This window comes from Parabacteroides sp. AF17-3, from assembly GCF_003635445.1.
Taxonomy (GTDB): Bacteria; Bacteroidota; Bacteroidia; order Bacteroidales; family Tannerellaceae; genus Parabacteroides; species Parabacteroides goldsteinii.
Map to the genome: position 1 here is coordinate 130,037 of NZ_QTMM01000001.1, position 13,063 is coordinate 143,099.

At 46.1% G+C, this 13,063-nt stretch carries 7 protein-coding genes; 1 reads left to right on the top strand and 6 read right to left on the bottom strand.

Going from position 1 to position 13,063, the window contains the following annotated elements; all coding sequences use genetic code 11:
- Positions 1-199 precede the first annotated feature (199 nt).
- The 6 genes from DWW91_RS00360 to rbr all read right to left on the bottom strand — a co-directional run bounded on the left by DWW91_RS00360 (position 200) and on the right by rbr (position 11,083).
- Complete coding sequence (locus DWW91_RS00360; RefSeq protein WP_122326619.1) at positions 200-3,358, bottom strand: efflux RND transporter permease subunit; 3,159 nt, start codon at positions 3,356-3,358, stop codon at positions 200-202.
- A 185-nt stretch (positions 3,359-3,543) separates the two neighbouring features.
- A complete protein-coding gene (locus DWW91_RS00365) occupies positions 3,544-4,605 on the bottom strand; it encodes an efflux RND transporter periplasmic adaptor subunit (protein WP_122326620.1) in 1,062 nt (353 codons plus the stop codon).
- A gap of 6 nt (positions 4,606-4,611) precedes the next feature.
- Entirely contained in the window at positions 4,612-6,108 is a 1,497-nt protein-coding gene (locus tag DWW91_RS00370; RefSeq protein ID WP_009860439.1) for a TolC family protein, read from the bottom strand.
- A 21-nt stretch (positions 6,109-6,129) separates the two neighbouring features.
- The gene (locus DWW91_RS00375) at positions 6,130-9,447 is read right to left on the bottom strand and encodes a xanthan lyase (protein ID WP_122326621.1); all 3,318 of its coding nucleotides are present in this window, start codon (positions 9,445-9,447) and stop codon (positions 6,130-6,132) included.
- 21 nt (positions 9,448-9,468) lie between these two features.
- Positions 9,469-10,362 carry an ABC transporter ATP-binding protein gene (locus DWW91_RS00380; RefSeq protein WP_044215046.1) on the bottom strand — a complete coding sequence of 298 codons (894 nt, stop codon included), beginning with the start codon at positions 10,360-10,362 and terminating at the stop codon, positions 9,469-9,471.
- Between the two features lie 142 nt (positions 10,363-10,504).
- Positions 10,505-11,083: a rubrerythrin gene (rbr, locus tag DWW91_RS00385; RefSeq protein ID WP_009860442.1), complete on the bottom strand. Its 579-nt coding sequence runs from the start codon at positions 11,081-11,083 to the stop codon at positions 10,505-10,507.
- Between the two features lie 300 nt (positions 11,084-11,383).
- Between rbr and DWW91_RS00390 the strand changes: the two genes are divergently transcribed.
- Positions 11,384-13,060, top strand: coding sequence for a SulP family inorganic anion transporter (locus DWW91_RS00390; protein ID WP_046145872.1), 1,677 nt, complete (start codon positions 11,384-11,386; stop codon positions 13,058-13,060).
- Positions 13,061-13,063: the final 3 nt, after the last annotated feature.

Genomic DNA, 13,063 nt, shown 5'->3' on the forward strand with positions numbered 1-13,063 from the left:
TAAAATACCTTCGTATCGTGCGCCGGGACTTTGCAGGCCTGCAAAATGCTTTCGCATCGTGCGCCGAGGCTTTACACGTCTGCAAAATGCTTTCGCATCATGCGCCAGGACTTTGCATGTCTGTAAAACGTTTTCGCATCATGCGCCGGGACTTTACACGCCTGTAAAACGCTTTCGCATCATGCGCCGGCATTTTACATTATTTGTTCCCTCTATTCCAGCTATTCTTGAGTCTTTCCAACACATAATAGACACATGGTATCACCATCAAACTCATCAAAGTAGATGTCACCAACCCTCCGATCACGGCAATAGCCATCGGCGAACGCAACGAAGCACCTTCGCCAAAGCTGAACGTCATCGGGAGCAGGGCAAGTATCGTAGTGAGCGTTGTCATAATGATCGGACGGATACGTTGTTGTCCGGCCTGTACGATGGCATCTGTCAAGCCGGTTCCGTCTGCTTTCAGCTGATTGATACGGTCTACGAGAATAATCGAGTTATTCACCGCGATACCTACCAGCATCACGATACCGATCACTCCCATCATATTGATCGTCGTACCGGTCAGGAAGAACAACAGGATAGCACCTACCACCGCCAGTGGAATTGTCAACAGGATCGTGAAAGGATGCAGCAGCGATTCGAACTGGGAAGCCAGCACCATATACACCAGGATGACCGACAGGGCAAGGGCAAACAGCAGGCTGTTCATCGACTCCTGACGCTTCTCCTCTTCTCCGGTTACCGTAACCGAATAGTTGACCGGCAGTTCGATGCCTTTCACCGCCTGACGGATTTCTTCCGCCACCTTGTCCAGCGACTTGCCGGCATCCATATTGGCCATTACCTTGCTGATGCGGTTCTGATTACGGCGGTATATTTCTTTCGGGGCCTGCGATTCACCGAAGGTGGCTATCTCACGCAGGCGGAACTCCTGTTCGCCATTCTTGATAACCAGATCACCCAGGGCACGCAACGGAATATCAGGAACCTTGATGACGATGTCGCGCATCTCTCCGCGATATTCCATCTTTCCGGCTTCTTTCCCGCTGAGTTGTTGTTTCAATTGTTCGATGACGGTCGATACACTCAGGTTGTTGATACCCGCGATCGTCCGGTTGATGGAGATCGTTATCTCCGGAGCACCGTCTTCAATGGAAGATACAATATTATAGAGTCCCGGTACCTCCTGCATCCGGCTTTTCACTTCTTCCGTAATATCGGCTATTTCATCCAGTTCTTCCCCTTTCACCTCAACAACGATAGGGGCACCTTCGCTACCCAGCAACGAGCTGAGAGAATTTTCCTCCTGTTTGATGGTCAGTTCCAGTCCGTCGGGATTCTCCGCCGTATGGACAAACTGCTCGATAACGGCTTCGGGAGCTACCCGGCACTCGGAGGAAAGGACTACTTTCATCATTGCCGTGTTCTCTCCTTCGAAGATGGCATTCTCCGAACCGCTACCCTCGCCGATATGGCTGTAAACGGTCAGCAGGCTATCGCCCGTAATGGTATAAAGCAATTCTTCCAGGTTCGCCACCGCCGAAGAAGTACGTTCCAGTTTTGTCCCTTCCGGCATCTTCACCACAACAGTAAAAGCCTTACTTTCCATGCGCGGCATAAACTCCGTCCCAATGAAAGGAAGCAGAAAAACCGTCAGCACCATCAACCCGACTGCCGCCGAAATAACAATCCAGCGATGTCCGATCAGGCTACGCAACAGATGGCTGTACCCTAATAACTGGATACCTCTTCCGGTCTCATTACCAACTTCTTTTTTAGCATCCGAAGGTATCCGGCTCCCCTCTCGAGAGGGGGCAGGGGGTGTGTTCATCAACCTATCATACAACATCGGTATCACCAAAATAGCCACAAACAACGACGATACCAGCGAGAACGTCACCGTCCAGGCCTGGTCCTTGAATAATTCCCCCGAAGCCCCATGCAGGTAAACGATCGGCAGGAAAACCACAATAGTCGTCAGCGTCGAGGCAATAACAGCCCCCGCCACCTCCGACGTTCCCCTGATAGCCGCTTCACGTATGGATAACCCTTTCTCCTGGTTCCGAAAGATACTTTCGATAACGACAATAGCATTATCCACCAACATACCGGCTCCCAGAGCCAAACCTCCGAGCGTCATAATATTCAGCGTAAGCCCGTTAAAGAACATCAGGTTGAAAGTAGCGACAATCGAAATAGGAATCGCCATACTGACAATCAGCGTCGTCCCGAACCGGCGAAGGAAAACGAACAGCACGACAACCGCCAGGACGATACCCAGCACGGCACTGTCTTTCACCTCCCCGATCGCATTCTTGATAAACGTCCCCTGGTTGGTTATCACTTTAAACTGATAACCGGGCAACGCCTGTTCGATAACACCCAGCTGGCGGGATACACCGTCCACCACCTTCACGGTGTTATAACGCATTTCTTTATAGATCGAAAGTCCTATGCTACGTTTGCCGTTGATACGGACGATATTGTCGGGGCGGGCATTTTCAAAAGTTACGGTAGCGACTTCCCGCAAGAAAAGCGGAGCCTTGTCGCCCGAAGCCGTTGCCGTACCGGCGGAAGCATTCGTACCTGTTTCCTGTTTAGCCACCTGTTTATAACCGACTATCAGGTTCTCGAAATCCTCTTCCGAACCGAACAGACTGGAACTTTTCACCAGATACTGCAAGCCCAGTTCACTGACACGGCCTCCCGATATGCTCTGATTGTTTGCTTCGATACGCGAAGCGATATCTTCTATCTTCAGACCGAAAGCATCGAGTTTATAAGGATCGGTGCGGATCGTCAGGGTACTCTCCTCCTGTCCTGACAACGTTACCTCGGCAACGCCTTCCAACCGGATCAACTCGTTGCGAATATAGCTTTCCGCCACTTTCCGGAGTTCCGCCATATCGGTTATATTCTGATGGGACATTCCGATCAGGATAACCGGTGACTGGTTCGGATCATGTTGCGTGATCTTCAACTCGGTGATATCTTTATTCTGGGCAAACGGATTCATCGCTTTCTGCAAGTCGAGGAAAGCCTCATCCATATCTTTCGTCCAGGTATATTCCACTGTGATACGGGCCGAACCGGCTTTAACAACCGACGAAACCTGCGTGACATCGCTCTGACGGATAGCCATCGACTCCATGTTCTTCACAAACTGCTTCTCGATCTCTTCCGGCGGACGCTCACCAGCCTTCAACTCGATGAACAGCCGGGGATTATTCAGGTCGGGCAGCAGGTCGACACTCAGCTGATCGTAGGAAATCTTTCCCAACAGCAGGATGGCCAGCACGACCATACAGATAGTGACCGGATTGCTTACCGCAAATTTGACAATGTTCTTCATAATGTTCCAATATTATCAGATATAAACTGTCCGATTATTGACCGGTTGTACCTGGCTCCCCTCTTGAGAGGGGGAAGGGGGTGTGTCATAGTTTCGCTCTATAACTAGCTTTAACACACCCCTTATCCCCTCTCAAAAGGGGAATTGGTTACTCCCGTTACTACAAACAGATAGTTCACCTTTTTCTATTTCTGTACTTTCACTTTACTGTTCTCCTTCAATGTTTCAAAGCCTTTGGTGACAAGGTTGTCGTTTTCGCGAAGGCCTTCCAGAACCTCGATATTGTTCTCGTCTTCCATTCCGGTCTTGATATTCCGCAGGATAGCCGTATTCTTATCCACTATAAACACAAATTTGCGGCGACGGTTGGATTGTACCACGTCTTTCGGAATGATGATAGCGCTGTCGGCCCTGTCAACGACGATATCCGCCTTGACGAACATTCCCGGACGCAGTTTCAGGTCATTGTTCTGTATCATCACTTTTCCCTTGAATGTGCGTGTTTCCGTACTGATAGCCGGCGAAAGTTCGCTGATTACTCCCTTCAATGTATCTTCCGGCAATGTATAATGCGTAATAAATACAGGCTGATCCGATTTGACATAACTGATGGCACTTTCCGGCAGGTTGACATCCATGTACATCCGGGCATAATCCATAATACCCACCATCGGTTTCCCCTGTTCTACCCGCACATCAGTCGTGTAATGAGGCAGATCGACAATAACACCGTCGAAAGGAGCCTTTATATTCATCTTCTCCAGATTGATCCGGGCATTCTCGAGGTCATAACGGGCATTCGTCACTTTCACTTCGGTATTACGCATTTCGCTCAGGGTCACACCGCCTTTTTCATAAAGGGCTTTCTGTTTCGACTGTTCCTGTTCCGCTATTTCCAGACTCAATTCCTTGGCATCTATGGCAACACCGTTCTCATATTCCTTATCTTCCAGATGGATAATCAACTGTCCTTTAGAGACCTGGTCGCCCAGTTTGAAAGGTCTTCCTGTCTTCGGGTTGATCTGGAGTTTGTACAGACCGCTCATTTCCGAGTTAAGATCGACTCCATATGTAGGCTGTGCCGTCCCGGTCGTGTTAATCAGTTTACTGATAGAACCTTTTTTCAGTTCCGTTACCGAAACCGGTGTGGCTATATCGCTGGGAGGATTCTGCGGCTGATTGTTACAACCGGTTGTTACTATGGCAAGTAATACAAAAGATACAAAGGTATGACTATACTGTTTCATGGCTGATTATTTTTCTGATATAAAGTCTTTCATCGGAACGATCGGAGCATTCAGCTCAAAGTCGTACAGGGAAAGTATTTTAAGATTCAACAATTCGATTTTGTAATTGATCAGGGCTTGTGTATAAGATATCTTCTTATTCGACAACTGTGTCTGAAACTGACTCATTTCCATTCCGGTCAGATCGCCTTCACGATAACGGGTCAGGTTCAGATCGTATGTACGTTGTGCATTCAGCACGTTCTGTTCGGCAATCTCTATCTGTGTCCGTAAGTTTTCCAGGCTACGCCATACCTGGCGGATATTCAATTCGATATCGACTTTATCTTCATGGAAATCGAGTTTGTTGATATTCTGGGCCACTTTCTGCGCACGGACACGGGCTTTCTTTTCTCCCCAGTCGAAGATGGGCACCGTAAAGCTGATTGCCACCCGCGGGTTCTGTGTCGGGTTTTCATAGATATTCTGAAAACGTTTGTTGTCACCTATCAAACCAAAAGAGAGTGAGATATCTCCCTTAAATTCATTCAAGGCCTTCGTCTTGATCATATCGAAACCAAGTTCATCACTTTCAATTTCCCGCTGGCGAAGCTCCAGGCGCGATTGCAGACCGTGATCTATCGCTTGCCGGAGGTTAACATCGATCGGTTTGATATCTATCTCGGCAAAAACCATCAAGTCGTCATCCAGGTTCATACCCAATGCCTGTTTTAGTTTATCTTTTGCATTCTCCAGGGAGACTTGCTGTTCTTCTACCGAAGAGCGGGCGGTTGCCAGGTTCAGTTCCGCCTGAAACAGTTCGTCTTTGGCTGACAGATCAGCTTCCACCTTATTCTTTATAATATCGTAGCTTTGCTGGGCATTCACCAATTCTTCGCGGGTAATAGCCAACTGACTTTGCGCCATATAAACACTATAGAATTGGTTGGTGATGTCTTTTTCGGTATTCAAGCGTTGGAGAGCATAGCTGATATGGGCATTCTCGTAATCATACTCGATCTGTTTCAACTCCATCTTTCGCTTATTGTAAGTAAAGATTGGTTGCGAAAGTTGCAGATAGAGGTTGTTGTTAAACGCCTTATTACTATTCTTGTCACCGTCGATATTCGAATTATTATCCTGCCAGCCGAACGTATTGATCAACGAAATCTCACCATCCGTCCACAAGATAGGCTGGTCCACCCGGAATGTTCCGCTGGTACTGAGTTTTTCATTTGTATACCATTGCGACAAACGATTGTCGAAACTCCTGTTCTTACTATAATCCAGGGGATTCAGGTTCAGTGAGAATTTGGATTTAAGGGAAGCCCGCTGGGCTATCAGCGTTTCCTGATACCGGTCTAGGTTCATGTGCGAACGGCGCAGGGTCGGACTGTTCTCTTCTGCTATATCCAATGCCTTCTCGATGGTCAGTGACAGTTGTCCGTGGGAAAACAGAGGGATTCCCGACAGGAGAACAACCACAAGGATCATCTTTTTCATCCATACTAACTCTCTTTGCATATAAGTAGACTGTTTTAATGATTATCGTTTTACCAGTTTGACGGCATCGGCCGTTACACTTCTTAATTTACATTCATTCGTCAGGGTAATGTAAGCCGTATCGGCCACAAAATAATAGACGCCCAGCTGTTCCCATCCTTCATTCGCTTTCCGGAGGTTGATATACGCATCTTCGCTTTCTTCCCCCTGTCTGATCCTGAAACGATATTCCCCCTGGGCCCGGTCATTATACCGGAGTTCGTTATCCTTACTTACATAATAATAGGCATCATAGGTACCCTCCGACGGGACAGGAATTTTCCAGGTTGCCGTCTGGCTACCGTTGCCGCTCTTTATCACATAAGCGGAACGAATATATTTACCGTAATAGTTTGCATTGGTGGTTGCCGTCCATTCCAATGGAGGCCGCCAGCTGGAAACACCTGAATACTTGAATGAAGTATCTTCCACCTTATCCAGCCATTTAGGTAATAACCCCACTACATCCGGTTCGGAAAGGATGAACAATGTACTGTCTTCATTATCTACAATAATTTCTCCCTCCGTCCCGAAAGAGGAATCGGAAATTATAAAATCTCCTTCTGCATCTATATTCTGCCTTCTCTCCTGTCTGATATTTCCGACAGGTTGATTGATCACACTCGGCAAATTACCGGATATCAAGGTATTGACGGTTACATCACGGGGAGCATCCTCCCAAACGGATACCAGTTCCTTTGTCTGGTGAGCTTCCAACGGAATCTTCCGGCTGGTACGCGGATCGATATCGTTCTGGCTGCTTCTTCCGACTCCCTGAATATCGATATGTATAATTCCATCATAATCCGAATTATTGCTGACCTGCATTTTCAGGACAAAAGATTCCTGTCCCCGGTTAGTGATTTTTGTCACTTCCGGTCGTCCCAAACTATAAATTGGCAGAGGCGTAGGATGCGACCATTCCTCCAATCCCGACCGGATATCCGCATGGCTAATCATCCCCAACGTATCCAGTAAACTTTCAAACTGGATATTCCGGAAAGTATTCCGTTCGAGTAATGTATAAAGCGAATCCCTGAATGCATTCACCCCGATATTGATCTCAGGAATAGCAAACAACCGATAAGTCTTTAAACTGATAATATTCTCCAGCAAATCACGGTATTCCACATTACCCAGCAACTCCTTAAAGGTTTGCTTTTCCATCAGCAAGCTGGCTTTTTCATTGTTACTGATGCCATTGATCTCACGCTCCCAGCCATAGTTATCCGATTTCTTTTGCAGATAAAGTTCGATCGCAGTATTGGCGACCGGCCATTCGGGAGAAAATATATTGTACCGGTAATTATACAATTGCGGAAACAGGAAATAAGGGTTTGCCTGCGAACTGATATTATAATTACCACGGCCGCTGGATGAGAAATTATAGTTTCCTTCCGGCCGCTGGAATATCCAGAAGAAGTTGTTCAGTGTACGTATCTTTGCCTCTTCTTCCGTTATCTCACGTCCTCCCCGCTTCGACCACTTCACCTGGTTACGCCACATCTTGTCCACATCCAGCTGGCCGAACATACATCCTTTTTCCGGGAACAGGACCATCTCGGGCTGTACAGCTTCCTGAGCCTGCGACCAGGCACGGGTATAGGTGGAGAACTGAACAGGCACTTCCACAATCGAGAAGCGGCTGAACGGATAACTCAGTTTATAGTTACGTTCCAGATTATCTCTCATATTACGGATAAAGCTGGGGATGGTATCGAGTATGGAGTCGAAAGTAGCCGTATAATAATCGTTTCCCTCAATGTGCCATATACTATATAATGTACTGTCCGATTCCAGACTTTGCTGTTTGTACTTACCCACAATCACGGAAATTGCCTGTACCGGATATTCGGAGGCAAACGAATAAACGCCGTCCTCTCCTTTCACTCCCTCCCCTTGCGAAAGCGGGGTGAGACCCGGAAGCGTTTTCACACGTAAACCGAATTTACTGAAATAAGTCTGCTGCCAGTCCGGACTCACATTGCTGTAGGAGGTTCCGGGGCGCGGATACCAGTATGTTTCGGGAGTGAACAACAGATAATCCGGTGTCTGAAACACATATTGCTTATCTATATTAAACAGGAAATCCCTGCGCTCTTTCTGCAAAACCTCTGCCGGAATATCCAGGTAACAGAACTTACTGTCAATTTTCCCGCTATACCTGATAGAGAAAGATACCGTATCGCCAGGTAAAACCTCCTCACCGAAATCGACCAGCAGTATCTGATTATCCCTCTTGAAATCAAGAGGCTTCCCTCCTCTTTTTATTTCCTCCACCTGCAAACCGGGATTCAGACAAAAAGTGAAAACAGTCGCCGGCTGCAAAGCCATCCCTTTCATTTCCACCTCCGAAACCACCCGTTCCGATTGCTGTTCGAGTGATATATCGTATTGATTGATTATCATCTTGGGAGTATTCACATACTTATTATTGATCTCGGTGTAAAGGGTACGCACCTCCCCTTCTCCCAGGATGGAATGAACATGTTTATATCCGGCCGCCCCACTTATCAGCAGCATACAAAACGAAAGGAACAACCACGGATAATTACTGCGCGACGAATTGGGCAACCGCCTGAACAGAAAGATCGTAAAAAAGATAAAAGCCAATCCGGCAAAGAAATAGATCGCCCGGTGATTCAATACAACTTCCAGATTGGTAAAGCCCACGATAGTCGATTTAACCAGCGGCAGACTATAAGCCATATAATCGAACAGGTAATAAAACTTATCGCTGATATAAAACAATGTCAACCCGATATATCCCAATAAGATAATAAAGGTCAGCGCCTGATTTTTCAGTACCAGCATCAGGAAGATGGACAATCCGATGATAAAGATCAGTGTCGGAATACTTATCAGCAGGAAATAAACCGGATACGATAGCCAGTCTACCGACATGCCCGATCCTATAAAATTAAATATCAGAGCCATTCCCATGACGATCAGGTTCAGTATCAGGAAGACCCGCAGGTTTCCCCATATCTTTCCGATCACATACTCCGCATTGCTCAACGGACGGACATAAAAGACCTCGGAGGTATCCAGCTTCTTATCCCTTTTCAAAAACTCCGAAGCAAGGAATATCGATATGACTGCCTGCCCGGTATTCAGTAAAAGCAGGTTCAGGTAAGGGAGATTGGAAGGGAGTGCTTTCAACATCCACATACCTCCGCCATTGTCGGCAACCAACATACCAAAGTCAAAGAATCCGAGTATCAGAAGAGCCAGTACGGTAAACACCTTAAAGAACCAGCTTCGGATCAATATCTTGCTTTCGTATTTTGCTACCGATTGTATATTGTTGACAAACGACATAGGGGGTAAAGTAAAAGGTTACTAATCATTGGTCCAGAGATTCAATTTATTTTCCATATAATATACATAAGCATGTTCCAGATTGGGAGGATACGATTCAGCCTCATACCCTTCGATCTCGTCGGCCACCACCTGCACTTCCCAACCCGAACCGGAAGGAATCGTAGAGATAACAGGATATTTCTTATCCACCTCGTGCAGTTCATCACTTGTCACTTTAATGCGCCAAACTTTCCCTTCCGCCTGTTTCAGCATATCCTGCGGAGAACCGTAAAAGGAAACCTGTCCCTTGTTCATCAACGCCATGCAGTTGCAGGTACTGGATATATCTCCCACAATATGGGTGGAAAGGATAATCGTCACATCATTCTCACTGACTTCCGACAGCAGATTACGGAAACGGATACGTTCTTCCGGGTCCAACCCTGTCGTCGGTTCGTCCACAATTATCACCTTCGGATGGTGGATCAATGCCTGGGCAATACCCAGACGGCGTTTCATACCGCCCGACAGTTTATTCGCATACCGTTCGCGCACATCGAAAAGACCGACATTTTCCAGCATGGCATCGACTGCCTGCTTGCGTTGCTTACCATTTGTCATGCCCGATAAACGGGCCGCATAATCCAGAAATTCATGTGTCTTATATTTGGCGAAGAAACGGAAATCCTGCGGGAGATAACCTAATATTCCCCTGATCTCCTTCCGCTGTTTGAACAGATCGTATCCGCAAATATTCACCTGTCCTGACGACGGTTCCATTAATGCAACCAGGATACGCATCAATGTAGATTTACCGGCACCATTGGGCCCGAGCAGTCCAAACATGCCCGTAGGTATCTCCAGATTAATGTCTTTCAAGGCGTGGTTTCCGTTCGGATACACCTTATTTAGGTCTTTTATCGATATGCTCATTCTGCCAACTATTCAGAAGAAATTAGAATTAAGTATTAATGGCTGGTAAAGATATATTTTATTCGCATGAATACAAATAAAAAACGTCCTTATCCCCAATATATTGGATAAGGACGCTTAATTTTTTAATTAAAATCAGATTTTAATAGTTCTGCTTCATCGGTTCGAAGAATGCCTGAGGATGTTCGCATGCCGGACATTTCATCGGCGCTTTCTTGCCTTCGATCACGAAACCGCAGTTACGGCACTGCCAGAAGATAGCTTCGTCTTTTTCGAATACTTTGCCTTCTGTCAAGTTAGCCAACAGTTTACGGTAACGTCTTTCGTGTTCAGCTTCCACTTTAGCAATCATTCTGAAAGCAACTGCAATGTTTTTGAAACCTTCTTCTTCTGCGATGTCAGCGAATGCAGGGTATAAGTCAGCCCACTCTTCGTTCTCACCGTCAGCAGCAGCAGCCAGATTTTCCATTGTTGTGCCGATCACACCGGCCGGATAACAAGCAGTAATTTCCACCATGCCACCTTCCAGGAATTTGAAGAAACGCTTAGCGTGTTCTTTTTCCTGTTCAGCTGTTTCCATAAATACACCGGCTATTTGTTCGTAACCTTCTTTTTTAGCTACGCTTGCAAAAAATGTGTAACGACTTCTTGCCTGAGATTCTCCGGCAAATGATTTAAGCAGATTCTGTTCGGTACGTGTACCTTTAATACTTTTTTCCATAATGCTAATTATATATGTAGTATAAAATGAGTTTGTAAGATTGCCCTATTGAAATAACTCTCAAAAGTAGGAAAATGTTTAATACTTTAATTCATTCTTTTACTTAAAATATATCTATCCACAGATAAATTCCATCTATTACTTTTCTCCCGAAAGACAAGTAATCATTAGTTCAGGACAGATACAGATACAATTTTTACCACATTTGCAATGTCGACATTACAATATATCCTATATTTTATGCTTTACGCTAAATATTATTGTATCTTTGCATCAAAATTTAACATACTAGGCAGAAAGATGGAACGTAAATTTGATTTTCAGCCCAAGTTGATCTCGGCACTGAAAAACTATTCCAAAGAAAAATTCATGGCAGACCTGATGGCAGGGATCATTGTGGGCATTGTGGCCCTTCCGCTTGCCATCGCATTTGGTATTGCTTCGGGAGTTAGTCCGGAAAAAGGATTGATCACCGCTATTATCGGTGGGTTCATTGTCTCTTTTCTGGGAGGCAGCAATGTGCAGATCGGGGGACCGACGGGAGCATTTATCGTCATTGTATACGGTATCATACAGAATTTCGGTATCGAAGGACTTGCCATTGCAACTGTTATCGCCGGTATCATACTGGTAATTATGGGAGCATTAAAACTCGGCACAGTCATTAAGTTCATCCCCTACCCGATTGTTGTCGGCTTTACCAGCGGTATCGCACTGACTATTTTTACCACACAGATGAAAGACCTGTTCGGACTGACGATGGAAAAAGTGCCGGCCGATTTTATCTCCAAATGGATTGCTTACTTCGAACATTTCCATACGGTCAATCCTTGGTCGTTTGTAATAGGGATTGTCAGTATACTTATTATTGCCATCTCTCCCCGATTTTCCAAAAAGATACCGGGATCGTTGATTGCTATTATCGTCATGACAGTCATCGTATATATTATGCGCAATCATCTGGGTATCGCAGGTATTGAAACCATTGGCGACCGTTTCACTATCAATGCTTCCCTCCCGCAACCGGAAGCTATTTCTTTCAATATGGAAACAATCAATCTCCTGCTTCCTGCGGCTTTTACCATCGCCATGCTGGGAGCTATCGAATCACTTCTTTCAGCAACTGTAGCCGACGGTGTGACGGGAGATAAACATAATTCGAACACGGAACTGATCGCCCAGGGAGCTGCCAATATCATTGTTCCCATCTTCGGAGGTATTCCCGTTACCGGAGCAATTGCCCGTACGATGACCAATATCAACAACGGAGGCCGTACACCTGTTGCCGGTATTATCCATGCAGTCGTACTGATGCTGATCCTGTTGTTTCTCGGACCGCTTACCAAGCATATTCCGATGGCTTGCCTGGCAGGGGTGTTGATTATTGTATCTTATAATATGAGCGAATGGCGTACCTTCCGTTCGTTGATGAAGAATCCGAAAAGCGATGTTTCTGTTTTGCTGGTCACATTCTTCCTGACCGTTATTTTCGACCTGACCATCGCCATTGAAATAGGTTTGCTGATCGCCATGTTCCTGTTTATGAAACGGGTAGCGGAAACGACGCATGTGTCTGTTTCCAAAGACGAGATCGACCTGTCCGATGAAGGAGAAATCCATCATGATGAAGAAGTGCTGACTTTACCGAAAGGCGTAGAAGTGTACGAAATCGACGGTCCGTTCTTCTTCGGCATAGCAAATAAGTTCGACGACGTCATGAATATCATAGGTGACAAACCTAAAGTGCGTATCATCCGCATGCGCAAAGTCCCGTTCATGGATTCGACCGGTCTGCATAATCTGGAAAGCCTGTTCCGTCTGTCGAAAGCAGAAAATATCCATATGATATTATCCGGAGTAAACGAAGATGTACGCCGGGTATTGACCAAATCCGGATTCGACAAGAAGATCGGACCGGATAATATCTGCTCCAACATCAACGAAGCCGTCAGGAAAGCGGAAGAAGCTGTAAAATAATTT